Below are 24,938 nucleotides of genomic sequence, written 5' to 3'. Positions count from 1 at the left end.
CGGCGACCAAGAAAGCGACGGATACCAAACCATTTCCACCAGCTCGGGCGGGGCTCACAAGCACTCCGTCATTATCGCCGCGTCCGGTGAGAGCGAGGCGCGCCCGTACAACACCGCCTATCTGCCGTGCATCAAATACTGAGACAGGACCGCACCATGCAAGAGCAAGAAACCACCAACTCCACCGACGACCTAACGCCCTGGTGGCAGTTGCCGGGCGTCATGGCCCCGCAGATCTGCAACCTGGCACCAAGCACGGGTGAATTCCTGTCGAGCGGTTTGGCCGACCCCAGCCCCTTGGAGCCGGGTGAGTGGCTGTTTCCAGCGCATAGCTGCCAACTGGAGCCGCCGGAAGTAGTGGAAGGCTTCGTAGCGGTCGCGGTCGAGGATGGCAAGGCCTGGCAGCTTGTGGCCGACCATCGCGGCGCTTTGGTGTACAGCACCAAAACCGGCGAGCCGCAGCGGTGGCAAGAACTGGGCGATCTGCCGGACGGCTACACCGCCCAGGCGCCGGAAACGGCGTTCGACACCTGGCAGGAAGACAAGTGGGTGCCGGACGAGGCGGCCATTGCTGAGGCGGCGCGCCGCACGGCCTACCGCAAGCAGTTGCTGGCCAACCAGTACGCAACGGGACGCATCAACACCCTGCAAGATGCCGTCGATCTGGACATGGCCAGCGAGGCCGAAACGGCCGCACTCAAAGCGTGGAAGGTCTACCGCGTCCAGCTGAGCCGACTGGATATCACCACCAGCGCACCGGCCGACGACGACTGGCCGAGCAGCCCGAACGACGAAGCGCTGGCCACGTGGCTGGCTTCGCAAACCGAATAAACGCCCCGCACTGACGGGGCGTTTTCATTTCCGCAGTACCACAAGCCCCGCATGCGGGGCTTTCGCATATCTGGAGATCCATCCATGAGTTTCTTCCACGGCGTTACCGTAACGAGCGTCGACACCGGCGCGCGCAACATCTCCCTGCCGTCGTCCTCGATCATTGGCCTGGTCGACACGTTTACCCCGGCGCCGGCCTTCACCGCACAGGCCAATGACCTGGTGCTGATCACCACCGAGCGCGAAGCGGTTTCGGCTTGGGGGCCAGACGCTGCGATCACCAAGGCCTGCATCGCCGTCTTTACCCGATCCAAGGCTGTAATCGTCGCGTGTGGCGTCGCCAAGGTGGCCGAAGCGGCGGCGCAGGCTTCGGCGATCATCGGCGGCGTGCTGGCCAACGGCAAGCGTACCGGCCTGCAGGCGTTGCTGGACGGCAAGAGCCGCTTCAATGCCCAGCCTCGGCTGCTGATTGCACCCAAGCACAGCTCGGCCCTGCCCGTGGGCACCGCGTTGGTAAGCCTGGCCGACAAGCTGCGCGGCCTGGCCATCATCGACGGCCCGGGCACGACCGACGAAGCGGCCAAAGCCTACGCCAAGAACTTTGGCGCCAAGCGCGCCTTCATGGTCGACCCCGGTGTGCAGTATTGGGACACCACGTCCAGCACCACGGTCGACGCGCCGGCCTCGGCCTGGGCCGCCGGCGTGTTTGCCTGGACCGATGCCAACTACGGGTTCTGGGCATCGCCTTCCAACAAGGAACTGGTCGGGATCACCGGCACCACGCGCTCGGTGGAGTTTCTGGACGGCGACGAGACTTGCCGGGCCAACCTGCTCAATAACGCCAATGTGGCAACGATCATTCGCGACGACGGGTTCCGCCTGTGGGGCAACCGCACGCTGTCGAGCGATGCGAAATGGGCGTTCGTCACGCGGGTGCGCACCCTGGACATCATCATGGATGCCATTCAGGCAGGGCACAAATGGGCGGTCGACCGCTCGATCACGGCCACTTACGTCAAGGACGTGACCGAGGGCCTGCAATCCTTCATGCGCGATCTCAAAGCGCAGGGGGCAGTGATCAACTTCGAAGTCTACGCAGATCCTGACCTCAACACGGCCTCTCAACTGGGCCAGGGCAAGGTGTACTGGAACATTCGTTTCACCGACGTGCCGCCGGCCGAAAACCCCAACTTCCGCGTGGAAGTCACCGATCAGTACCTGAACGAAATCCTCGACAACGCTTAAGGAGCGCACAGCATGGCAATGATTCCCGAAACCCTGGCCAACTTTAACCTGTTCGCAGACGGCATCAGCTTCCAGGGCGATGTTCCAAGCCTGACCCTGCCCAAGCTCACCCTCAAGACCGAAGACCATCGCGTTGGCGGCATGGACATGCCGATCGAGATGGATCAGGGCATGGAAAAGATGGAGGCCGGGTTTGTCACCACTGGCGTCCGCCGCGAGTCGCTGAAATTCTTCGGCCTGGCCGATGGCAAGGCGTTCAACGGCACGTTCCGAGGCTCGTTCAAAGGCCAGGGCGGCAAGACCACCCCCGTAATCGTCACCCTGCGCGGCTCGCTGAAAGAGGTCGACATGGGCGACTGGAAGGCCGGCGACAAGGCCGAGATCAAGCACAACGTCGCAGTGACCTTCTACAAGCTCGAAGTCGGCGGCCGCACGGTGTACGAGATCGACCCGGTAGGCATGCGCCGCGTTATCGACGGCGTCGACCAGCTGGCCAGCCAGCGCGCTGACCTGGGCCTGTAAGGCTCTCTTTCACCTCTATCACATTCGAATCAAGGATCTTGCACCATGACCAATAAAATCGCCCCTGCCTTCCTCTCCGTCGCCGCTGACGGCGTCACCATTAAGCTGAGTACCCCCACCGAACTCAACGGCACCACGGTTGATTCGTTGCATATGCGCACGCCCACTGTGCGCGACATGCGCGCCGCCACGGCGGCATGCGGGTCTGATAACGAACAGCTCGAACTGAACCTGTTCGCCTCCCTGGCCCAGGTAGGGAGTAAGGACTGGGAAAACATGACGCTCAAGGACTACGAGCGCGTCAAGCTGGGCTACCGCTTTCTGGTCAGCGAACGCTGAGTTCAGCCCCACTGTGCAAAAGCAGCTGGCCAAGCGTCTGGCTGCTGAGCTGAATTTTTCCGCCACCGAGATTATGACCATGACGTTTGCCGACATGGTGTGGTGGCTTTCGGACTAAAGCCCGGGGGATAGCTGATGTCGAGCAAACTGGCGTTAGCAGTGGTGATCGGCGGCGCCGTCAGTTCGTCGGTCGGCGCCGCGTTCAAGAACGTCGAAGGCCGCATCGACAAGCTGGAGAAGCAAGGCAACAAGGCCAAGGCCCTCAAGGGCATGATCGGCGAGACCATGCGCCTGCGCGACGAGTGGCGCAAAGCCCATGAAAGCGGCGCCGCCAATGCAAGCAAGCTGCTCAACAGGCTGGAGGCCAACAACAACGCCCTGCGCAAGCAAGGCGTCGAGGTGGGCAGGCTTGCATCGGAGTACGCACGCCTCGGTCAGGTGGCCAGGGCGTCCGACTTGCAGATGAAAGGGCACCAGCAGGTCGAGCAGGGCCGGGCCTCGCTCAAGTCGAGCCTTGGGCAGGCGGTGGTGGCCACCGGCCTGGTCACTGTGCCGGCCAAGATCAGCGCGGACTATCAGGCGATTATCCGTGACATTGCGATCAAGGCCGACATCGTCAACAAGCCAGAAGAAGCCCAGCTAAACCGTACGGTGATCGACACGGCCAGCAATACCGGCATGTCGCGCAACGACGTGGCGGATCTGGTCAACCAGCTGGTGGGCGCCGGCATGGAGCTGGACAAGGCGCTGTCGTATGCCCCAGTCGCGGCCAAGTTTGCGATCGGGCAGGGCGCATCGGGGGTCGACACGGCGTCGATGATTCAGGCGCTTGAGCAGAACGCCAAGATCACTGACCCCAAGGTCATGCAGCAGGCCCTTGAGGCGATCGCCTATCAAGGCCAGGCGGGCAGCTTCGAAGCCAGCGACATGGCCAAGTGGTTTCCGCAGCTGCTCGCAGGCATGGAGAAGAACGGGATTACCGGCCTGGATGCCGTGACCTCGCTCGGCTCGATGCTGCAAGTGCAGATGAAGACTGCCGGCAGTTCGGATGAAGCGGCCAACAACTTCAAGAACTGGATGGAGAAGTTAGGCGCCGGCGACGTGGTCAAGGCTTACAAAGACGCCGGCATCGACTATCAGGCCTCGCTCAATACGGGCCTGCAGAAGGGCATGAACGTTATCGAGGCGTCCATGGCCCTGGCCATGAAATACGTCAAGGCGACCGACCCTGCCAAGGCTGAGAAGATCGAGCAGGCCAAGGCCAAAATCGACAAGGAGGTCGATCCAGAGAAAGCCCGGGCCGCGCTCGATGCCTTGGAAAAAACCTTGCGCACCGGCGACATCTTTGCCGACATGCAGGTCAAGGCAGCGCTCACCGCCTACGGGCAGAACCGGGGGCTGTACGAAGAGTTAAAAGCCGACTCCCGAAAGGCGTCGGGGATTCTCGACAAGAACCTGGCTGAGCGCCGGGAAACGTCTTCGCAGCTGTGGGCGGAGACAATGCAGTCGGTCAACGACTCGATGCGCAGCATTGGCGATGCCATCCGGCCGATGACTGATGGGGTGGCTAAGGCCATCACTGCTACGGCCCAGGGCTTTACTGAGCTATCGGACAACTCCAAGCCTGTCGTCGCCGGCATGGTGGCAGTTGGTGCAGGCTTCATAGCGCTAAAATCCGTGTTCAGCGCCTTCAAAATTGGTAAGGGGCTGCTGAACATTGGTCGCGGTGCGTTGCTTGGGCGTACCGGAAAGCCCGGGGAGGTGCAAAAGGTCTTCGTCACCAACCCTGGAGCTGGTGATGCTGACGGGGATGGTGACGACCAGCCCAAGAGCAAGCGGGAAATTGCCCTTGGCCTGCTGGCAAGCGGAATCAAAGCGCTTGGAGGCAAGGACGCGGCCGAGCCTGAAAATGAAGGTGCCGATGCTGCCGAGGAGGGCGGCAAAAAGCCCTTTAGCCTGATGGACACCGGGCTGAAAGTGCTCGATCTGCTGCGCCCTGACGAGGACGGAGCGGCCAACGATGGTGACGGCGGTAGTGGTGAGCCGCAAAAGGTATTTGTGGTTAACGCCAGTGCCATCGGAGGTGCTGTAGGCGGGTCGCCGGCCGGCCCGGGGCAAGGTGGCCAAGGCCGCCGGCGCGGATCGCGCCGACGCAGGTCCGGCCGCAACGGCGCCGGTCGACCACCAAGCCCGCCGCCGACACCGCCACCGCCGCCGCCACCACGACCGGTACCGGGCCGCATGGCGCGCCTGACCGGCATGGTCGGCAAGTTGGGCGCCGTGAGTAAAGGTATCCCTGGGGGTGCCTTGCTGGAAGCTGGAATCAACGCGGTTGACACCTACCAGAACGCCGAAACTCAGGACGAGAAGGCCGAAGGGTATGGCGGCGCCGCTGGCGGCCTGGCGGGCACCCTCGCCGGCGCCGCTGCTGGAGCAGCGATCGGGTCCGTCGTACCGATTTTGGGTACGGCGATCGGCGGTGCGGTCGGGGCTTACCTCGGCAGCCTGGGCGGCGAAGCCGGCGGCAGCTGGCTGGGTAAAAAGTTGTTTGGGTCTGACGACGAAGACAAGGACGAATCCAAGCAGCCCCCGCCGGCGGAAGCCAGCCAGCAGACTGGACCAGCCGAAACCAAGCCCACAGACGCGGCCGCCGCTTCACCGGTGGTGGTCAAGCCTAGTCCGGTGGTCGTATCGCCGGCGGCGCCAGGTCAGCCGGCGGCACCGATCGAGGCTAGGCCCGCCGGCGCGGCCACGGTCCCGCCTGTAGTGGTCAGGCCTAGTCCGGTAGTCCTACCGCCGGCGGCGCCAGGTCAACCGGCGGTACCGATCGAGGCCAAGCCCGCCGGCGGGGCCACGGTCCCGCCTGTAGTGGTCAAGCCTGGTCCGGTAGTTCTACCGCCGGTGACGCCAAGCCAGCCCGGGCAGGTCGAGGTAAAGGCGCTGGCCAGGCCAGCAGAGGCCATGCCCAAGCCGGCCGTGTCTGCGGCGGTGCCGCCTGCGCAGCTATTGCCTACTGTCGGTGAGGCGGTGGGTCAGCAGGCCAAGCCCGCCGGCGATCAGAAGGTTACATACGATCCGCCCGCCCCGGGCTATGGGGCCGCGTTCATGGTGCCGGCATTGCCGGCTCAACAGGTGCGCTTCCCTGGCGCAGATCTGGTTCCACCAAAAAGACCGGTAGAGCGCCAGGACGACAGCGGCCCGCCCCTACCGCCTGCCGTGCAGGCAGCGCTGAAATTGCCCAGGGCTACCGACAGGCCTGCTAGCCCGTTGGTGCTGCCGGCTAAGGCGCCGCCACCTGCAGCGCTGGGTGATCTGGTGCGGGAGCTGGCCGTGCCGCCGGCGCAGACAGCGGCCGTACTCGCCAAAGCGCCGGCGCCGGCCAAGGCAGCCGCGCCCAAGGTAGAGCAGCAATTTGAGTTCAAGCCGAGCCTACAGATCACGGTCCAGGGCGATGTCAAAGATCCCGCCCAGCTGGCCCGTGAGCTGGAGCCGCACATGCGAGCGCAGTGGGAAGCCTTTTCCCGCGAGGTCGCGGCGCGGCAGGCCTCTACGCAGCTGTTCGACGCACCGCACATTTGAGGAGGGGCTATGCCCTACATGGAGCTACTGCAATCAGGGCTGACCAACTTGGTAGCAGCAAAGGAGGCTGGCCGTACCAGCATGGACGGCATGGTCAGCCCGCTCAACGGCGCTGTGAGCGATATCACCGGTGCGGCCTCGGATCTCGAAAGCGTTCCATTCGTTGGGCCGGCGATCGGCGCCAAGCTGCAGCGCACCATGCGCGCCATCAGCGTGGCCCAGTCCGCCGTGGGGCGGGTGACGTCGACATACGGTCAGGCGGTTGCGGCGGTGGGGCAGGTGCAAGAGCGCCTTGGCGTTATCAAGGAGCAGGCCGGCCGGGCGACTGCCGCTATCGGGCGGCTTGCAGGCAAGTCTTCACCGGCGCTGGCCAGCGTCGTGCCGAGCAGCGCACTAGCGCCGCAACTCACGCCCAAGGCCGATGCCGTGAAGGCTTTCCCGCACCTGCTGATCTTGCAGCCGGTTGAGCCAAACGCGCAGCCGTATTACTTCAACATCGATACGGCAGCGTTTGACGAACTGCGCCGGCAAACGTCGTTCAAGTGGGCAGGGCAGGAGCGTTTGACGCGCAGTATCGCGCAGCAGGCGGTGGGGCTGGGCGAAGACAAGTTGACGCTCAAGGGGGCTATTTTCCCGGGCTTCAAGGGCGGTCTCAAGCAACTGAACACGTTGCGCAGCATCGGGCGCGCCTTGCAGCCGGTGGGCCTGACTACAGGCTATGGCGAGGTGCTGGGTACCTGGTGCCTGCTCAGTGTGGAAGAAGAGCAAAGCAACCTGCTCGCCGGCGGCATTCCGCGAAAACAGGCGTTCACCTTGGAGTTTGTGAGCTATGGCAATGACCTGCAGAACGTCTGACGGGGATCTGCTCGACAGCATCTGTTACCACCACTATGGGCATCTGAAAGGGGCGGTTGAAGCTGTGCTGAACGCCAATCAGGGCTTGGCCGAGCACGACCAGCCCTATCGCGCCGGGGTGCTCATCTACCTGCCAGATCTGGCGGCGCAGACCACCGAACTCATTCAGCTATGGGATTGACCCTCCCGTTACGCGTAACGAACCCCGCCCAGTGCGGGGTTTTCTTTTCTGGAGCCTGAACCATGCAACCTACCTACCGGATCATTGCAGACGGCCGGGACATCACCACGCTGATCAACGACCGACTGCTGATGCTGCGTATCTCGGACAAGCCCGGGATGGACTCGGACGAATTCGAGCTGCGAATTGACGATCGGGACCAAGCCGTTGCCCTGCCTTCGCGCGGAAGCAACGTCACGGTGATGATGGGCTATGTGGGCCAGGCGCTTACCCGGATGGGCGCCTATAGGGTCGACGAGGTGGAGGTAAGCGGGCCGCCTGACACGATCGTTATACGCGGCAAGGCAAGCGACATGCGCGGCAGCGGTAAGACCGTGCGTAGCGGTAGCTGGGAAGGCACGCCCTTGTCGCAGATCGTCAACGATATCGCCAAGCGCAACGGCTGGGAGCCGGTGTGTTCGGTGGGTACCAAGGTCGAGCGAATCGACCAGCGCAATGAGTCCGATTTTAACTTCATCACCCGCCTGGCCAGGCAGTACGACTGCACGGCCAAGGTGGCCGAAAGCAAACTGCTGGTGATGCCCCGCCAAGGTGGCCAGAGCGCGTCCGGCAAGACGCTGTCGGTGGTGACGATCAACAGAGCCGACGTGAGTCGGTACCAATTCCGGCTTGGCGATCGCAACACGCAGAAGGCCGTGAAGACCCAGCACCAAGACCCGAAGACCGGAAAGCTGCAGGTCGTGGAGCTGGCCAACGATGACGCCCCGGACAGCCTGCCGCCGGTGCATACCGATCGACACACCTACCCCAACAAGAGCGCTGCCGAGCAGGCCGCTAAGGCGCGTCTGGCCGCATTCAACCGCAGCACTGCCGCTGTACGCCTCGAAATGGCCGGGCGTGCCGATCTGTTCGCTGAACGGTCGATCAATGCCGAGGGCTTTAAGCCCGGGCTGGACGGTGAGTATCTAGTGGACGGCGTGGAACAGGTATTTACCCAGTCCGGCTGGACCACGTCTGTGGAATGCAACGGTGGCAAGAAGGGCAAAGCAAAAGCCGCCGGCAAGAAAAAGAAAGAGACAAAACCCCTCAAGGTCGTGGACCTATGAGCTTCCCCCAATCCACCAATACCCCGCGCATCGCGGGGTTTTTTATTTGGAGCTGACCCATGACCGCACGCGGCATCCGCAACAACAACCCCGGCAATATCGACTACAACCCACGCAACGACTGGGTAGGCCAGTTGGGCCTTGAGGAAGGTGTGGCCAAGCCGCGCTTCGCCCGGTTCGACTCGCCCGAGAACGGCATCCGCGCCTTAGGCAAGCTGCTGATCAACTACCGCAGCAAAGACGGTATGCCTGGCGTCGGCGGCAAGGGCATCGACACCGTGCTCGAAACCATCAACCGCTGGGCGCCGAGCAATGAGAACGACACTCAGGCCTACGCCCGCGCGGTGGCCACGCGCATCGGCGTGGATCCCACGACAATGATCGACATCAAGAGTCTGGCCACGCTGCGCGGCATGGTGGCCGGCATCATCGCTCATGAGAACGGCAGCAATCCGTACTCGGCTGCGGTGATCGATGAAGGCGTGCGGCGGGCGCTGGCATGACCTGGCCGGTGCGGCTGGGCCTGCTGACCCTAGTGCTGGCGTCGTACTGGGGCGCCTACCAGCACGGCCGGTCGGTAGAGCGCAGCGATGCTCTGGCCGCATCGGCGCAGCGCGACGGTAGCGTCCGACTGGCCGAAGCCGTGGGCGAGCGGGCCGCCCGCGAGGAAGAACAACAACGCGCTAAGGCGCAGGAAGAGACGAGAGCCCATGCATACAAACAACACCAAGTGGCTGACGCTGGCGCTACTGGCGCCGATGCTGCTGGCGAGCGGCTGCAGCACGACGCCGATCAGTTCGCCGCCGCCGTCAGTTGCCCCGGCCCGGATACCGTCGCTGTCGCCCGAGGCCAGGCAGCCACCCGCGCCGCTATGGTGCTCTCCGACCTGCTCACACGGGCTGATGCTCGAGCGGGAGAGTTGGCGAAAGCGTATGACCAAGCCCGGATAGCGGGTCAGCAGTGCTCGAACGAGTACGATCAGCTAACGAGAGGGGCTAGCCTCAACCATTGACTTGTTTCAAAATACGGTCCTCATTTTATTCAGCCTGATCAAGACGTATGGCAGACGAGCCCTCAGGAAAAATGCCTCTCCGAGCTTATGATGAGGCTATCGAAAGGTACCTGCGTAGCGTTGATCGGGCCTCAAAAGCAGTGGACTTGTATCACCGCGCACGAGACTTTGGCAGCTCCGAATCAATCTTGAAGACTTTGCGAACTGAGATTGAGAGCGCTTTTCGGGAGCTAGAGTTGGCGCGGTTGGCTGTACAGTGATAGCAGTCGACCCTAAACGACTAAGGGGAGGAAGCGAAGCCTCCAGCGCGGCTTCGAACTAGTGATGTCATCTGTTCTATGGACCATGGTTTGGCAAGGAATACAGCCGAAGAGGGCAGTGGCTTCCCAAAGTGGGCATTGCCGCCACTAGTCACAATCACAGCCAGGCTCGGCCATTGGTGATGAGCAGTCCATGCCAGATCCCAGCCATCTGAGCGTCCAGGCGTTCTAACGTCCGTTACGACCATTGCCCAAGCATGGGCACCTAGCAGCTCGATTCCATCATCGACAGTAGCAGCTGTCGTTGTGGTGAAACCCATTTCGTCGATGATCGTGACGAGGAGCTCTAAAAGCATTGGTTCGTCTTCCACGATCAAAACCCGTTTCATATTCACCACACCAGTTATAGGCCTAATCAGTGATAGTGAGCGCTTATCAGAGCCGAGTTCCTGATAAAAGATGAGCGGTCTATTTTGTACAACAATTAGCCGTTTCGAGCGCAGGCTGTACAACAAATTTCATTTATAGCCCCCGCTTCCGCCATTCAGCAGCGGTTGCCTTACAGGCCCACGCAAGGACGACGTTCTCGAGGTGAGCGTAGGTGGCGCTATCCTTGCTGCTCGCACGGGCTGATGCTCGAGCGGGAGAGCTGGCGAAAGCGTATGAAAGAGCCCGGATATCTGTACAGCAATGCGCTAAGGAGTACGACGCTTTGACGGAATTGAGTGGCAAGCATGAATGATTTGTATCAAAATGCGCGTCTACAGAAGCTTTATTCCAATGAGCGACTTTAATGACGCAAGACAGCATGATGGCCTCAAAGAAAATCATTGTAGTGGTTGAGGATGATGATCTATTGCGCAGCTTAATGGTTGATGCAATTCGAGAGCTTAATTTTGAAGTAGTCGAATTTGCGACTGCTGATGATGCTCTGATATATGCTATGGGTGCGTCAGTTGATATTGGTCTAGTAGTTGCTGATCTGACAGTACCTGGTCAGCTGGATGGTGCTGAGCTTGCGGAAATGTTGGCGGGCCGTTATCCGCATATTCCCTTCATTCTTACGACAGGTTACATAGATGCTCATCGAAAGCTTTCTAGTCAGATACACTTCCTGCCGAAGCCATGGGCGCTAGTGCAATTAACCGGTGCTGTTTTGAAAGCCATATAGCGCTTTGGTAAGTTAGCTTTGTTCAGCTTGAATGATGACTATGGAAAGCTGATTACTTCACATGCTGCTTTCCATGAAGGCTACTACACTCTGACAATAGGCGTGCTGGGGTGACTATAAAGCGAACGATTCGAGGACTGGCTGATGCAGGAGAGCCGCTGATCTTGGAGGCCACTGCAGCGTTGCGCCGGTACAACGAGGCCCAAGATGCCTGCGAACCGGCAGAGCAGGTCGAGCGCCTGCGCGTGCTCGCCGAGTCAGCCTACCAGGCGGTGACGGACTACCAGCTTTACGCCTACGGCCTCCAGGCGATCACAAAGCATTGATACGGCGGGTTACGCAATTGGGTTTGCTGCTGCCACCGTCGAGTGAAAAACTTGGAGCGTATCTTTGACGCATAGAAATACGGCCATGAAGCTTGGTACTTAGTAGCGCGAAATGACATAAGGCAAAAGCCGCTTACCGACTAATGTGGCGGCTTTTGCCATTTTGGCATTGTGGATAATAACCTAGATCAGAGCACAAAATTTAGCGTGTTATGCCGAATCGGCATCAAGCCTCTGATGGCGGCTGGGACCATTCGACGGACCACTGCATATGGTGCGGAGAGGGGAGCCGCGTTCTGTAGCCCAACAGGATCAACACTCATTCACCTGCGATCACTCATGAGATAGTGCATGGTGATGTTGGCGGTAGAGATCAAAGGGCTAACCTATCAGTCACTTACAGGGCCGGATCTCAACCTGATACCGATTTGATACCAATTTTGAGTTTTTCCAGCTCGCTCCAATCGGAGCTTGAGTTAAGCCAACGGGCATAGGTCGACAACAGCATTCGAACGCTGTGACCCAGCTGTTGGGCGATAAATGCGGGATTCAGACCAGACATTAAGCGTATTGTCGCATAGGTGTGACGGCAGTTATACGGGGGACGGCGTCGAATCCCCAGCTCACCCAGCGCCGGTACCCACTGCTTGTGCAGATCGGAGGCCTGCTTCACATACTCGACGTTCTTGGAAGGCGGGAATACGAACGGCGTCAAGGTCACCGAGCACTTGCGGCTGCAGCGTCAGGTAAGGCTATAGACTCGTCCGGCGTTACCGTCACCCAGCAAGGCGACGAGTTGGCGGCGGAAAAACAGCGGATAGACGACTTGCTCACCCCACTGGGCAACATCAACGCGGCGGTGCAGGTCGAGACGAAGGCCAGGTCCGATGGCGACTCGGCGCTTGGTACGCGCGTTACCCCTGCGACACCGCTACAAGACCTGCTGTGCCATCCAATGAAGAGGCAGACGCCCGCGCCCGCGGGGTTTTAAATAATTCGCGAGTGCCCAGGTATGCGTGTGCCAAGTCCTGAAGGACTACAGCGCCAAGTTATCGATTACTGCAAAGGAGCCAGCAGTGGGGGAGACCGAACCCCCGACCGCCTGATCTAGTCTAGCCGAGATCACCGCGACCTAGGGAGGGGTATCAGTATTCCAGCCTACGAATTGGCACATTGCCTTGCTTATACTGCTGATAGCCGGTGTAAGGAAGAACAACGGTGTCGACAACTCCCGACGCTGCCATGTCGAGCAGGATCGGGAATGTAGCCCAATGCGGACCTGTTCGCGGAGGCCCGTTCAAATTGCAGAACTGATAAGCAACGCCACTATACGCCCGCGGAATCGTATGGCAATGAGTCTGCCATTTCGCCAGATCGTCCACGGCTTTTGACTCGTTGGACACCGTGCGTACGGTCCCGCACCCGCCCAACGCCAAGGCGAGCGTCATTCCCATCCATAGTCCTTTCATGAAGTCACTCCCAGTGAGATGACCCGATCATAACGCGTCTTTCGTGTGGCCCGCCTAGCGCGGGCTTTTTCCATGCCTTGAGAAAACCCTTGCCATTCTCTACTCGGTGGAAAGACGAAAGTGCTTGTAGGGTTAAGCGGACCTTGAGCCAGCCTGCGCAAGCCGGCCATACGGTGTGCGTGGCGCAGAATACGCGGATTCCTCTGCCGGCCTATCGCGGCAGCAAGCGAGAGCAAAATTTGGTAAGCGGAACCGTCATTTCAGCGGCGACCTATTTGTGACCTTATAGTCATGGTGTGATCTGCACCGCTTGACTCGACGTATTTTGTCGCGTGTCCTGTAGACGTGTCGGACCGGCACAGGCATAGGGAGGTGATTATGCGAGTACGAGGAAATAAATATTGGAATTGGGCAGATGTCAGGATTCACAGCAGAACGCACGAAGAAATGCTTTCTGATGGGACCAATTTTGACGTCCAAGCTCGATTATCAAGGACTGGAGAAACGCAGATGTTCATTGGCGTGTACGCGCCTTCAGGAAGAACGATCCGCGAAGAGGCGTACAGCAGACGTCCAGGAGAAACCGTCACCAAAGCTTTGGCCTGGGGAGTGGAGCGAGCTCGGACACTCGCATCCGAGGCCAGATAAACTGCCGACAGTTAACCCTTGCTCTGCATGCGGTAGCGGGCGCGGATAACGAATTGGATTCGCCGCGCCGGCCGGCAGAGCGTGGAAGCATGGTCCGTTTTACGGCCATACGGCGGCAATGGAAAGAGGGAGAGGGTTGCAGCAGGAACTACAGAGGGAGCCAAAATAGGGACATGCAGTATAAGCGTCCGTACAACGTAATCGCCAGGCGCCACGGAAGGTCTAGCTCGAGCCTGCCGGCGCTGAGCACCAGCCAGTTTGGGGGATAAAGGGAAGCCGCGTCCGTGTTAACTTAGCGACCCCCTTGAGGCAACCGGTCCTACCAAGTGTCCACCGTATTTCCCGAGTTCATGTTAGAAAGAATCATATTGAGAAAGATACTGCCTATGCACGTGGTCGATGTGTACAAGGCCCTTTCCGACCCTCGCGTGGTCGCTCATTACGGCGTGTCCTATTCGAGTCTCACCGAGACCGAAGAACAAATGCGCTGGTTTGAACGAATCATTACCGAGCGGTCTGGTATCTGGTGGGGAATGTCCCTCATCCACCATGAGCCGTTGATAGGGGCATGCGGCCTCAACGACTGGTCCCACGCCCACCGAAAGGCAGAGATCGGCTATTGGTTGATGCCTGAGTATTGGCGTCAAGGCCTACTCTCCGAAGCGTTGCCGTCAGTGATTGACTACGGGTTCGGCAATCTGGGTTTGCATCGCATTCATGCAGACGTTGAGCCGGAAAATGAGCCCAGTTGCTTACTGCTGAGGAAGTTCGGATTCCAGCGTGAAGGCACCCTGCGCGATGTGGAGTTCAAGGACGGCAGGTTTTTGAGCCTCCACCAGTACAGTTTACTGTCTACAGACCCTAGGCGCTGTACGAAATTCTGAGAAATCTAGTCACTGCCCCACAGCCCTAAGGATTTTGTAGATTCCTCAGCCATCAACGGAAAGAAATCCTGTGATGGCGAAGCGCTAGGAAATTTCGGACGGGGCCTGAGTTCTGGTCTCTGACCTTTTTATCGAAACACATAGGCGGGTTCGACCTCGAATCAGTGACCGTCCTGGGGTTTAATGTGATGAAAGCAAGGGTTGGGATTTGAGAGGCCCTTGCAGTTGGCCTCGTCAGTTGCTCATTGTGCTTGAAATCCATTGCCGTAAACGGTGAGGCTATTGCAAAGTTATCAACTATTTATCGAGAGATCTTGTAAGGGCTAAACGTCAACAGTTCAGAGTCGGCATGGGGCATGGTCGCGGATCTGTTGAGTTCACCTCTAGCTTAGGTAGATCACGATCAAATGTTCGCCTCATACCCGGTCTCTCGATTTTTTCCGGACAAAGAGTTGAAATCAATGGGCCTGCCGTCAGTGCGAAACACTGATCCAGGCGCCGGTGCCAGCGCAGGTCATCCACAGAGGACGTGACTTACGCTGATGGAAACACCGGTGCAAATGCTTGCGCCGGGTGAGAAGAAAACCCCCGGAGTTTACATCTGCGCCTATAACACTCACCCGTCGCAAGTTTTTCGATCTGCAGGTGGCGAACAAAAGCCGGTTGGCTGAACAGGCTCTGCACTCGATAAACGGCTTGTACGAGATCGAACACCAAGCGCAGGACATGAGCGATAAAGATCGTTGTCGAATACTGACGCGGCTGCCGACCCAGCGACCCAGTGAGTTTGGGCGATTGCCACCGCATCAATGGGTGCCCGCCTGACTTACGCAAGGTGAGCTCGCCGGGCGCTTACGTACCCGCCAAGGGGTAATGTTCAATACGACACGCATGGGGATGGCCATCGCCTTTACACGTCCCATCTAGATATCGATAGTCGATGTGCATCATCTGGCCTTTTTTGGGCCACTGCCTGCGTGGGAGCGTGTTTTGGTAATCAGCAGTTTCCGGTACGAATGTGATAGTCGCCCCCTTTTCCGGGCATTCCGCCGTGGTCGATGCCTGACTTACCTTCACGACCTGGGCCTGTAGCCTTGGATAGGGAAGCTTCAACACATCGGTGATATGTAGCTCCATACGGCAAATTTGCCACGCCGATGCTTGTACGGGTTGGCACATTACGAAGAAGGAAAAAGCAAATAAGGCGTAGCGCGTTGCACGGTAGTCCATTGTTGGCCTTGCCTTGAATATTGATGTCCGAGGTATTATCAGACGTGGACTCACCGAATCATAGAGCGATCCTGTCTTGCGCGCATTCAGCCAAGTCGATGCGCGCCCAAGCCATGCAAGGTGACTTCAGCGAACGCTTACGAACCGAATGCAAGGTGAAGATCTTCACGCAATGAGCGTCAGAAAGCCTGAATCAGACATTGCCGACTTAGAAGGTATCGGCGTCGATGTTCCGTTCGTGCCTACATCGCATTTTCCGGTTCTGGTGATCAAGCTGTGGCGGGTATTCCCAACCGACTCAACGGCAGTCTTTTTGCCTGGACAGCACCCACCGCCACACCCCCTCGATAACCGTCTGACCTACCCCAAAGTGCACGAAGCCGTGCGGTGCCTCCCGCACCATCCATAGGTCGACCGCCGTCACCTCGCCCCAGCACGTCGCCATCTGTAGCGTGTCGTCCAGCAAAGGGTCGCGTTCCCCAACGACCAGTAATGCGGGTGGCAGGCCGTCTAGATCCGCATACAGCGGCGACAGGGGCGGCGCCCGACGTTGCTCATCGCTCAGCCCTGGGGTCAATCGACGCAGCGCATCTACCATCCCTGGCCCATCCAACACCAAAGTATCGGGACCTGCAGCGTGCACGCTTGGGGTGCCGGCGAGGTCGTACACTCCGTAGTAGAGCACCGCACCCTGGATGCGTCGCAGCAGCTCGGGCCACGCCTTGAGGCCCAGCAAGCAGGCGGCGGCAAGGTGCCCTCCGGCTGACTCACCCACCATGATCACCGGCAGCTCCCGGAAGGTGGGGTTGCAAGGATCGAGCAACCAGCGTGCAGCTATTAGGCAGTCTTGTATCTGCTCTTCAATGGACGCACCTGGCGCAAGACGGTAGTCGACAGACACCACCGCCATGTCGCAGGCATTCATAAGCCCCAGGTTCAGGGCATCATTCATGCTCGGGCTACCGATCACCCAGCCGCCACCATGGATGTCGAGCACTACGGCCTTTGGCGCATCCTTGGGGTGCAGGATGCGTACCGAAGCAGTCGCGCCTTCTACGCTGACTGTTTTGCACTCGGCACGTACCCCATGCCGAACGAGTTTGGTGTTGCGCAATTGGCTCAGTTTGAGCAGCCCTTGAATGCTTCGCAGGACAAGCTTATGCGGGATGCGAAAGCGCGGCAGCCGAGCCAAGACTTTGTTGAGTCGGCGCATGTGCGCGAGCTCCTGGTCTGTGCCACCAACGGTTTGACGGTTCAACATGGCATGGGCTCCGGTAATGCAGATGTATACGTTGACCGTTTGGCTGCGCTTGCGGTTGCAAGTCAATCCAACTGCTGACGCTGATACGGATTGGTCTTTGGCGGCTGACAAGGCCGGCATGGGTTACGGTGCCCGGTACCCAGCCATGGCTCCGTCAATAGCCGAGCCCTGAGCCAGAGCCCGGGAGTCATGCGTTCACCCAGTGAGTAGGGCGTTTACACCAGCCCGGCTGCGTCTATAGCAGCCTGTCCAACTTGAAACGGCGCGATGCCTTGCCTTAAGTTCGACGCCTTTCACATCTATTACAACCTGCGACTCTTCAATCCAGCAGCCTCGCAACCGCTGGAATCTCGTACTTGGGGTCGAGCCGGTGTAATACCTCAAAACCTCTTGCGGTCAAGATATGGCTTGCGCCGAACTTGTTCTGCCGGTCACGGACCAGACCTTGCTCCATAAGCCAGGTAAGGACGCCCGCGAGCTCTGTGTCCAATGTATGCCATTCATCGGATGCGGATCGCCCCCCGGATGTATTGAGGGCAGGCGCTTCATCACTGAGTCCGGCTTCCTTGGGTCCTATGTAACGGGCTGCTGGGAATGCTTCGTGTAGACCCGCCAAAATCCTCTGCGCGAAATCATCAAATCTTTTTATATTGCCTGCCATGTGTGACCCTCAAATCTTACGACAGTCGAAATTAGCACAAAGCCGTTCCCGCGTTCGATTGTCGACGCAAGCGTCGAATTCGATCGGGCTGCGCTCCGGTGGTCGTACTGCAAATGGGTATGGTGCCCGCCATGTCATTTCTACGTTGCAATGCCCAGGCATCTACCAGAGCTTTCATGAAGCGATCAATGGTCCAGACCGACTTTGGCCCAGGCATAGGTACCTCCTGAAAAGCGCTCGGCAATGTCACGCGCCGCCCAGGCAACATCATCTAGACACACGATCGGTCGGACGACGCAATGCTTTCCCAATCTTCAACGATCACGTCACGTCCGGACCGCTTGGCGCGGTACATCGCGCTGTCGGCTCTTTTGAGCGCTTGCCTGAACGGTTCGTCGCTCGCGAACCACGCGCACCCGATGCTGACGGTAAAGTCGATCTTGGCGTCTTCGTACGAGAACGACTCGTTGCGAACCGCGGCCCAGATGCGCTCAGCCAACGCTGCGGCTTGCAAAGTATCCGGCGGCTGCGAAATCACTAGAAACTCCTCGCCCCCCAAACGCACGAGGTGGTCGCCAATAGGCAAAACGCTGGCGATACGGTTCACCAGTGCACGCAACACTTCATCGCCGGCCGCATGGCCGAAACGGTCATTGATCATTTTAAAGTGGTCGACATCTATCAGAAGCAGAGCGGCATCGGTGTCGATCTTCGACAGTAGATCGTCGAGCCCCGAACGATTGAGCGCCTGGGTGAGCGGGTCTCGGCGCGAAGCGTTGACCAGCGACCTGAAGTCGCGCTGACCGACCATCGCAATGACGGCCAGCATGAAGACGATGGTCATTGCATGATCGGTCAATATGAACAACGTGGCATGAGTGTCATTCTGAGTTTGGTCATTCCAGGCGATGCCCGTCAGCATGACGGACAGGAGGATGACGATCACCGCATAGGCAGAGATGGACCGCGGGGAATACAGTGCATCGGACTTTTTGAGTACGTACCCCACTTGGGCTAGCGAAATCGCACAGTAAGCGACGATCGTGGCCTGCTCGGCGAAGATCGATGTATAGGAGGGATATCCGAACGCGAGCGCGGTCAGCAGAGGGATCGTCGGCAAACCCAGCAGCCAGCCAGGAACGGCAAGCACACCGTCGAACACCCGATACCCTGCCCAGAACATGATGTTGGCGATCTGCAGCGCCGAATAGGTAAGGCCCGTACCGATGTTGCCGTCCGGGAGGTAGGGCAGCCAGCAGGCGGTAAGGCCATACAACGAGCCGCCGAGGCCCCAATAGGCAAAACATCTATCGCCAGGCCTGCTTGCCCAGATAGCGAAGCACATGAGCCCGCACGTTAGATTCACCAATGCATCGGTGAAATGCAGCGTGGTCAGGTCCATTCGCAACCTTCTCTGTTGTGGGCGTCGGTCGTGCGCCGGATGTGCGAATTCGTATGGCTGCGTAGGGCGGTATTGTCAGCACTCCGTCCTGTCACTGATGCTTCGGTCATCGGTTACGCCCTAAATGGTATCATTTTGCCATATCTGCACAGTGGACCCTGCAAATATGAAGAACGATCCCAAGCCAGCCAGCTGGGCGGCCATTCTTGTCGTCGATTGAAAACAGCACGGTTTATTCACTCGATGCCGCGTTAAACAAGGCGATGTTCAAGTGCGCTACTTCTCGCTTACTTAACGGTCCGATGCCAACCAAATAGGCGAAGATGATGTTCTATTGCCGTATCGGTCGAACGATGTCCAAAGCGGCAATGCCTCACGCCTGTCCGAAAAAACGCTCATCCACGTTGACCAATTACCAGGGGCTGGATTAACTGTATATACATACAGATAACCCTCAGGCCCTCCAACCATGTCAATCACCTACCTGGGTAAGCCAACCGACGGCACCGAACGTCACCCGGTTTACGCCTTCCTCATCCCTGCGGGCTTCCCTTCGCCAGCAGCCGATCACATCGAGCAGCATATCTCGCTAGACGAGTTGTTCGAGCTCCGTGCGCCTCAGGTGTACTTGGCCAAGATCGAAGGTGACAGCATGCAGGGCGCGGGGATTTACTCCGGTGACCTGGTGATCGTCGACCGAGGACGTGAGGCCGAGCATGGCGACATTGTGATCGCCGCCATCAACGGCGAACCTGTATGTAAACGACTTCACCGTCGCAATGGGGTGGTCATACTCAAATCGGAAAACCGTTCCTACCCGCCGCGCTACATCATGGAAGGCGACGAGCTGTCCATCTGGGGCGTCGTTCGGTATAGCGTGCGCGACCATGCGCAGTGAGCAGGTGTTCGCGCTGATCGACTGCAACTCGTTCTATGCGAGTTGCGAGCGCGTGTTCAGACCCGACCTTGCCAAAACGCCGATCGTGGTACTTTCGAACAACGACGGTTGTGTCATCGCCCGGTCATATGACGCCAAGCCGTTCGTGAAGATGGGCGACCCTTACTTCAAGGTCAGGGACACATTACGCCAGCATGGCGTCAAGACGTTCAGCAGCAATTATGCGTTGTACGGCGACATGAGTGAGCGCGTCATGAGCATCATCGAAGGCATGGTGCCGGAGGTCGAGATCTATAGCATCGACGAGTGCTTTGCCGATCTCACCGGAATCCGCGAAAACTTGACCGACTTGGGCCGAACTATTCGCAGCCGCATTTACCTGTACACCGGACTTCCGGTGGGCGTGGGCATTGCGGCCACCAAGACCTTGGCCAAACTTGCCAACCACACCGCCAAGCGGCTGTTGACGCAGACGGGCGGCGTGGTCGACATCTGCGATCCCTTCAAGCGCGACTGGGTGCTGCGCAATACCCAAGTGAGCGAAGTGTGGGGGATTGGCCGGCGCATGACTGGCCACTTGGCAGAGATGGGTATACGGACGGCAATGGACCTGGCCAACGCGGACGCAAGAACGCTGCGGGAGAAGTTCAGCGTCGTGGTGGAAAAGACAGCGCGGGAGCTGAACGGTGTTTCCTGCCTGGAGTTGGACGAAACCGAGCCTGACAAGCAGGAGATATGTTCGAGCAGAATGTTCGGCATGCGCCTGAGCGAATTGGCACCCATCGAGCAGGCGGTAGCCACCTACGTCGCCCGGGCGGCCGAGAAACTGCGGACGCAAGGGTCGATGTGCAAGCGCATGCGCGTGAGCATCCGCACGGGCATGCACAGCGTAGGTGAGCCACACCATGCCCAGGGCGCGCTGGTCGAATTGCCCTATCCCACCAATGACACCTTGCTGCTGACCCGCCTGGCTACCGAAGCGGTGGGCCTGGTTTTCCGCGAAGGCTATCGCTACAGCAAAGCCGAGGTCTTGCTCATGGACCTGCGCAAGGCAGGCGAGTATTCCGGGGATTTGTTCACGCCTGCCCAGCCCGTCGAATGCGATCGATTGATGCAGGTGGTGGACACGATCAACAGCCGTTGGGGGAGGGGAACGGTGCGGGCGGCTAGCGTGCCGGCGTCGCCGGAGTGGGCGATGAGGCGCGACATGATCAGCCAGGCGTACACCACTCGGCTGGATCAGCTATGGACGATCCGTGGATGAGCGTTCGAGCGATCTGGCTGGCTGGAACCGGAGACAAAGACAGAGACTTCTCCGGTACCCCCGTCCAACTACATGATTTCAGCCAATCGAAGTGCCGCAATCGACGCCTGTTCGACGCAGGTGATGTTTGTGAAGCCAAGCACCAGACCGTGTCTAGGCTTGGCTTCCAAGTACCAACGCGATAGCGGTTCGACAGCGATGCCAGCGGCCCGGGCACGCTGAGCGAGCTCGATATCATTACCCTCGCAAAGACCCACGACCAGATGCATGCCACCGACCTGAGCGCTGATCTGCAGACGGTCGCCGAATTGTTGGTGCAGTGCATCGACAAGCCATTGACGGCGGCGCGCGTAGAGGGTCCGCATTTTCTTTAAATGCCGAGCGAAGTGACCCTCGTTGAGAAAAGCGGCGACGGTCGCTTGAAGTAGATGTGGGCAGTGGTTGTGCAGACGATCCGCCTGACGGGCGAACGCTTGGTTCTGTTCGGCTGGCACAACCAGATAAGCCAAGCGCAGGCCTGGAAACAGTACTTTGCTGAAGGTCCCGGTATAAAGCACGCGGCCCTGCTGATCGAGGCTCTTGAGGGCTGGCAAGGGCTTGCCTTGATAGCGATATTCACTGTCGTAATCGTCCTCGATGATCCAGCTGCCTTGGCGGTTGGCCCAGTCCAGCAACGCAAATCGCCGCGGCAGTGATAACGACACGCCCAGTGGACTTTGGTGGGTCGGAGTGACCACTGCGAAGCCGGCATCCGGCGCTCGGGCGATGCCTTGCGCGACGTTCAGGCCCTGGTCATCCACTGGAACCGGCACTAATTGCGCGCCCGCTTCCAGCAAGGCGTTCCTGGCCATGAAGTAGCCGGGCTCCTCCAGCCAGCACGTATCGCCTTGGCGCATCAACGTGTGGCTGATCAGGTCGAGGCAGGCGCGATAGCCGGCGCACACGAAAACCTGATCCGGGTGGCAGGTGATACCTCTCGAGATCCCCAGGTACGACGCGATAGCCGAGCGCAGCGGTGCATAGCCTCGCGAGTCCGGGTAGACAAGGCCTTCGAGGCCGGCCTGTCGCAGTTGACGGCCCGCCAGTCTTGTCCAGAGCTTGCGGGGGAAAGCATCCAGCGCGGGAAGCCCTATCTGCAGTGCTAGCGGCAGCGCCCCGCAATGGGCGGCTTGATGCGTCGTCGAAGCAACGGGGGCACGATGCGTGGGCGAGGCAACAGGCGCCAGTTGTGGTGTGACGACGGTCCCGGCCGCCCCGCGGGCAATTAGGTAGCCCTCGCCAATCAGTAACTGGTAGGCCGCATCCACTGTGCCGCGCGCCAGGTTCAGCTCCGCCGCTAACGCGCGAACGGCAGGTACTCGATCCCCCGGGCGCAGGCGGCCGTCAGCAATGCATTCACAAAACCGCTGATAAATCTGGCGATAGATCGGCACAGGCTGGCTGGGGTCCAACTCGAAGGGAACGATCATGGCCTAGTCATTTATGCATTTTTTGGACCTGTAGCTTAAGCCATTACGACTCTAAAGTAGGCCATCTCTCTCCAACGGACGACGGGCATGCCTTACACATTTCAACACCTCGAGAGCGAAGGGGCCTTTCAGGCCAGTTTCGACTTGATGCGCGTCTTGCGGCCGCATCTCACCGACCCGGCCAGCTACGTGGCGCAGCTGGTTCGGCAGACCGAGCAGGGCTACCGTCTACTGGCGGTGTGGGGCCGTGAGCGCATCGTCGGCCTGGTTGGTTATCGCAAACTGGAAAACCTGCTCTACGGGCGTTTCGTGTACGTCGACGACCTGGTGGTGGCTCCTGACCTTCAGGGCAGCGGTTTGGGGGCGCGGCTGTTGACCGCTGTTCGCGACGAAGCCGTGCAAGAGGGGTGTGATCACTTTGTGCTGGATACCGGATTGCATATGCCATTGGCCCAGCGCTTCTATTTTCGCCAGGGGCTGCTGGCCCGTGGCATGCATTTCACCCAGGGCCTTCGAGCAGAAAGCCGGGTATGAACAACGTCCTGTTGATCAACGCCAGCCCCAATGGACAGGATTCCCATGCGAACCAGTTGGCACTGGAGCTAGTGACGTCCTTGCGGTACCGGTATCCAAGGCTTGAACTGGTTGAGCGTGACCTGTGCGCGCATCCGTTGCCACCGCTCGATATGAGCTACGCCCATGCCCTGACCACTGCGACGCCATTCGACTCGCCGGCGTTCGAGGTTTCCGAAGTGCTGATCGGCGAGTTGGAACGCAGCGATCTTCTACTCATTGCCACCCCCCTGCACAACTTCACACTGCCCGCCGCACTCAAGCTCTGGATCGACTACGTCCTGCGTATTCACCGGACATTCAGTTCGCATTCGCAGGGTAAGACCGGCCTGCTGAATGACCGCCCTGTGTACGTATTGGTGGGTTCCGGCGGCTTTCACCAGGGCGCGCGGGCACGCCAACCGGACTTTCTAACGCCCTACCTGTGCCAGGCGCTCAACACCCTCGGTCTATTCGAACTGCAGTTCACGTACCTCCAAGGGCTGGTGTTCGGTGAAGAGGCTGTCCGCGCAACGGTCGAGGATGCCCGGAGCGTGCTGTCACTGGAACCGCTGTTCAACAACCTCGTTTGTATCTGATATTTTTTCTATAGAGGACTTTCACCATGAGTCAACTCAGACTGCCGTTTGCTTCCCTTTCTCCTGCGGCCTATCAAGGCCTGCTCGCCACCAATACGGCGCTGGCCACGAGCCCGCTAGGCTTGCCGCTGCTCGAACTGGTGTATTTGCGTATCTCACAGATCAACGGCTGCGCTTTTTGCCTGGGCAAGCATTCGCAGACCCTGCGCGAATGTGAAGTGCCGCAAGAGAAGCTGGATTGCCTTGCAGGCTGGCGGATCAGCGAACTGTTCAATGAGCGCGAGCGGGCCGCCCTGGCATGGGTCGAGGCGCTCACGTACGTCAGCGAGAAGGGGGCGCCAGACGAGTTATACGAGCCTTTGAAAGCATACTTCTCCGACGCCGAGATTTCCGACCTGACTTTTGCAGCGGCGTTGATGAATGCCTTTAATCGGTTAGCGGTGGGTATGAAGCTTTGAGGACGAAGTGATCGTTGACGGTGTAGCGGAGTGAGCCACGTCATCAGGGAGCGGTCGGCTGTCTCTGTCGCTTGCACCTTTGTACAAGCAACTGCGCAACCGGCCGGGGCGTCAGGCATAGTCTGCACCGTCGACTGGCAAACCTGGCCCGTGGCGCATAATCCCATCAAGGCTCAGGTGCTGCAAAACGTTTAAAACGGTGTAGGGGTTGGTGAAAGACGACCCTCGCCGCCATCATGACGAAGCGCGGGTGCTCGCCCGGCATCTCGAAACGGCGGCCGGGCTGGCTCTTGAGGCCATCCGCACCCGCTGCGCACCCCACGACCTTTCTCCATCGCACGAGGTGATCCAATGAAACGCTCCATCTGCGCGCTCGTCGCCGCCGTCGTATTGTCGGGCTGCGCTGCCCAGCCCGAAAAACCTGTCATGCAGGCTGCCCAGTACCGGGCGATAGCCCTGTCCTCGACGCTCAGCGAGCAGTGCGCGGCTGCGGGGATGATGGATGCCGATCTGGCCGCCGCGAGCAGCCGGATGCTCAAGGAGCGGATGGCCGAGTTCGACTACGACCCGTCCAGATTGCAGAAGGAGCGCCAACAAGCCGCCATCGAAATCCAGCAACAGGGCACGTTGACGCGACCGGCCTGCGACGCGCTCGCTTATGAAGTAATGCGGCTTCAGGCAGTCCGCGGCCAGGCCGGTGACGCGCAGTAGTGCCT

Annotated in this window: 27 protein-coding genes and 2 pseudogenes; 22 read left to right on the top strand and 7 right to left on the bottom strand. The window is 59.5% G+C overall.

From position 1 onward, the window contains the following. Positions 1-156 precede the first annotated feature (156 nt). The 10 genes from B4M43_RS15795 to B4M43_RS15750 all read left to right on the top strand — a co-directional run bounded on the left by B4M43_RS15795 (position 157) and on the right by B4M43_RS15750 (position 9,670). A complete protein-coding gene (locus B4M43_RS15795; protein WP_296268384.1) occupies positions 157-831 on the top strand; it encodes a tail fiber assembly protein in 675 nt (224 codons plus the stop codon). Between the two features lie 84 nt (positions 832-915). After that, complete coding sequence (locus B4M43_RS15790) at positions 916-2,076, top strand: phage tail sheath family protein (protein ID WP_296268383.1); 1,161 nt, start codon at positions 916-918, stop codon at positions 2,074-2,076. A gap of 12 nt (positions 2,077-2,088) precedes the next feature. After that, entirely contained in the window at positions 2,089-2,598 is a 510-nt protein-coding gene (locus B4M43_RS15785) for a phage major tail tube protein (RefSeq protein WP_296268382.1), read from the top strand. Between the two features lie 45 nt (positions 2,599-2,643). Beyond that, complete coding sequence (locus B4M43_RS15780) at positions 2,644-2,937, top strand: phage tail assembly protein (protein WP_296268381.1); 294 nt, start codon at positions 2,644-2,646, stop codon at positions 2,935-2,937. 135 nt (positions 2,938-3,072) lie between these two features. Further along, positions 3,073-6,516, top strand: a complete 3,444-nt coding sequence (locus B4M43_RS15775) for a phage tail tape measure protein (RefSeq protein WP_296268380.1) — start codon at positions 3,073-3,075, stop codon at positions 6,514-6,516. 9 nt (positions 6,517-6,525) lie between these two features. Continuing rightward, positions 6,526-7,371, top strand: a complete 846-nt coding sequence (locus B4M43_RS15770) for a phage tail protein (RefSeq protein ID WP_296268379.1) — start codon at positions 6,526-6,528, stop codon at positions 7,369-7,371. Continuing rightward, positions 7,346-7,552: a tail protein X gene (locus tag B4M43_RS15765; RefSeq protein ID WP_296268378.1), complete on the top strand. Its 207-nt coding sequence runs from the start codon at positions 7,346-7,348 to the stop codon at positions 7,550-7,552. The genes B4M43_RS15770 and B4M43_RS15765 overlap by 26 nt, the downstream gene beginning before the upstream one ends. A 62-nt stretch (positions 7,553-7,614) precedes the next feature. Beyond that, a complete protein-coding gene (locus B4M43_RS15760) occupies positions 7,615-8,658 on the top strand; it encodes a phage late control D family protein (RefSeq protein WP_296268377.1) in 1,044 nt (347 codons plus the stop codon). 59 nt (positions 8,659-8,717) lie between these two features. Beyond that, positions 8,718-9,161, top strand: coding sequence for a structural protein P5 (locus B4M43_RS15755; RefSeq protein ID WP_296268376.1), 444 nt, complete (start codon positions 8,718-8,720; stop codon positions 9,159-9,161). Then, the gene (locus B4M43_RS15750) at positions 9,158-9,670 is read left to right on the top strand and encodes a DUF2514 domain-containing protein (RefSeq protein ID WP_296268375.1); all 513 of its coding nucleotides are present in this window, start codon (positions 9,158-9,160) and stop codon (positions 9,668-9,670) included. The genes B4M43_RS15755 and B4M43_RS15750 overlap by 4 nt, the downstream gene beginning before the upstream one ends. A 280-nt stretch (positions 9,671-9,950) precedes the next feature. Here the strand turns inward: B4M43_RS15750 and B4M43_RS21205 are convergent, their stop codons facing one another. Then, on the bottom strand, positions 9,951-10,319 hold the full coding sequence (locus B4M43_RS21205; protein ID WP_414707848.1) for a response regulator: 369 nt from the start codon (positions 10,317-10,319) through the stop codon (positions 9,951-9,953). A 212-nt stretch (positions 10,320-10,531) separates the two neighbouring features. Between B4M43_RS21205 and B4M43_RS15745 the strand changes: the two genes are divergently transcribed. The 3 genes from B4M43_RS15745 (at position 10,532) to B4M43_RS15735 (ending at position 11,427) form a co-directional block, all read left to right on the top strand. Then, a complete protein-coding gene (locus B4M43_RS15745) occupies positions 10,532-10,672 on the top strand; it encodes a DUF2514 family protein (protein WP_414707847.1) in 141 nt (46 codons plus the stop codon). 51 nt (positions 10,673-10,723) lie between these two features. Further along, the gene (locus tag B4M43_RS15740; protein ID WP_296268374.1) at positions 10,724-11,101 is read left to right on the top strand and encodes a response regulator; all 378 of its coding nucleotides are present in this window, start codon (positions 10,724-10,726) and stop codon (positions 11,099-11,101) included. Between the two features lie 164 nt (positions 11,102-11,265). Further along, entirely contained in the window at positions 11,266-11,427 is a 162-nt protein-coding gene (locus tag B4M43_RS15735) for a hypothetical protein (protein WP_414707846.1), read from the top strand. A 412-nt stretch (positions 11,428-11,839) separates the two neighbouring features. Here the strand turns inward: B4M43_RS15735 and B4M43_RS15730 are convergent. Continuing rightward, positions 11,840-12,157, bottom strand: a pseudogene (locus tag B4M43_RS15730) (site-specific integrase); the annotation flags it as partial. 415 nt (positions 12,158-12,572) lie between these two features. Then, complete coding sequence (locus tag B4M43_RS15725; RefSeq protein ID WP_296268373.1) at positions 12,573-12,896, bottom strand: YceK/YidQ family lipoprotein; 324 nt, start codon at positions 12,894-12,896, stop codon at positions 12,573-12,575. Between the two features lie 378 nt (positions 12,897-13,274). On the opposite strand from B4M43_RS15725, the gene B4M43_RS15720 reads away from it, so the two are divergent. The 3 genes and pseudogenes from B4M43_RS15720 to B4M43_RS15710 all read left to right on the top strand — a co-directional run. Then, on the top strand, positions 13,275-13,544 hold the full coding sequence (locus B4M43_RS15720) for a hypothetical protein (protein ID WP_296268372.1): 270 nt from the start codon (positions 13,275-13,277) through the stop codon (positions 13,542-13,544). 350 nt (positions 13,545-13,894) lie between these two features. Then, entirely contained in the window at positions 13,895-14,428 is a 534-nt protein-coding gene (locus B4M43_RS15715; protein WP_296268416.1) for a GNAT family N-acetyltransferase, read from the top strand. 459 nt (positions 14,429-14,887) lie between these two features. Next, positions 14,888-15,193, top strand: a pseudogene (locus B4M43_RS15710) (IS66 family transposase); the annotation flags it as partial. An 87-nt stretch (positions 15,194-15,280) separates the two neighbouring features. Here B4M43_RS15710 and B4M43_RS15705 read toward each other — a convergent pair. The 3 genes from B4M43_RS15705 to B4M43_RS15695 form a co-directional block, all read right to left on the bottom strand. After that, complete coding sequence (locus B4M43_RS15705; protein ID WP_296268371.1) at positions 15,281-15,658, bottom strand: hypothetical protein; 378 nt, start codon at positions 15,656-15,658, stop codon at positions 15,281-15,283. Between the two features lie 298 nt (positions 15,659-15,956). Next, positions 15,957-16,871 (bottom strand): alpha/beta hydrolase fold domain-containing protein, encoded by a 915-nt coding sequence (locus B4M43_RS15700; protein ID WP_296268370.1) that lies wholly within the window; start codon positions 16,869-16,871, stop codon positions 15,957-15,959. Positions 16,872-17,851: 980 nt separating this feature from the next. Continuing rightward, positions 17,852-18,982: a GGDEF domain-containing protein gene (locus B4M43_RS15695; RefSeq protein WP_296268369.1), complete on the bottom strand. Its 1,131-nt coding sequence runs from the start codon at positions 18,980-18,982 to the stop codon at positions 17,852-17,854. Positions 18,983-19,451: 469 nt separating this feature from the next. Between B4M43_RS15695 and B4M43_RS15690 the strand changes: the two genes are divergently transcribed. After that, on the top strand, positions 19,452-19,880 hold the full coding sequence (locus B4M43_RS15690; protein WP_296268368.1) for a LexA family protein: 429 nt from the start codon (positions 19,452-19,454) through the stop codon (positions 19,878-19,880). Beyond that, positions 19,870-21,144 carry a Y-family DNA polymerase gene (locus B4M43_RS15685; protein WP_296268367.1) on the top strand — a complete coding sequence of 425 codons (1,275 nt, stop codon included), beginning with the start codon at positions 19,870-19,872 and terminating at the stop codon, positions 21,142-21,144. The genes B4M43_RS15690 and B4M43_RS15685 overlap by 11 nt, the downstream gene beginning before the upstream one ends. Before the next feature lie 68 nt (positions 21,145-21,212). Here B4M43_RS15685 and B4M43_RS15680 read toward each other — a convergent pair whose 3' ends face one another. Beyond that, entirely contained in the window at positions 21,213-22,613 is a 1,401-nt protein-coding gene (locus B4M43_RS15680) for a PLP-dependent aminotransferase family protein (protein ID WP_296268366.1), read from the bottom strand. Between the two features lie 87 nt (positions 22,614-22,700). Between B4M43_RS15680 and B4M43_RS15675 the strand changes: the two genes are divergently transcribed. The 4 genes from B4M43_RS15675 to B4M43_RS15660 all read left to right on the top strand — a co-directional run bounded on the left by B4M43_RS15675 (position 22,701) and on the right by B4M43_RS15660 (position 24,933). After that, positions 22,701-23,147, top strand: a complete 447-nt coding sequence (locus B4M43_RS15675) for a GNAT family N-acetyltransferase (protein ID WP_296268365.1) — start codon at positions 22,701-22,703, stop codon at positions 23,145-23,147. Next, positions 23,144-23,764: an FMN-dependent NADH-azoreductase gene (locus B4M43_RS15670; RefSeq protein WP_296268364.1), complete on the top strand. Its 621-nt coding sequence runs from the start codon at positions 23,144-23,146 to the stop codon at positions 23,762-23,764. Before B4M43_RS15675 ends, B4M43_RS15670 begins: the two co-directional genes overlap by 4 nt. A 26-nt stretch (positions 23,765-23,790) precedes the next feature. Further along, positions 23,791-24,222 (top strand): carboxymuconolactone decarboxylase family protein, encoded by a 432-nt coding sequence (locus B4M43_RS15665; protein WP_296268363.1) that lies wholly within the window; start codon positions 23,791-23,793, stop codon positions 24,220-24,222. Positions 24,223-24,573: 351 nt separating this feature from the next. Next, positions 24,574-24,933, top strand: a complete 360-nt coding sequence (locus B4M43_RS15660; protein WP_296268362.1) for a lipoprotein — start codon at positions 24,574-24,576, stop codon at positions 24,931-24,933. Positions 24,934-24,938: the final 5 nt, after the last annotated feature.

The sequence above is a fragment of the Pseudomonas sp. UBA6562 genome (assembly GCF_002434265.1).
Lineage (GTDB): Bacteria > Pseudomonadota > Gammaproteobacteria > Pseudomonadales > Pseudomonadaceae > Aquipseudomonas.
The sequence above is the reverse complement of the archived record's forward strand: the minus strand, read 5'-3'. Positions and strand labels throughout refer to the sequence as shown.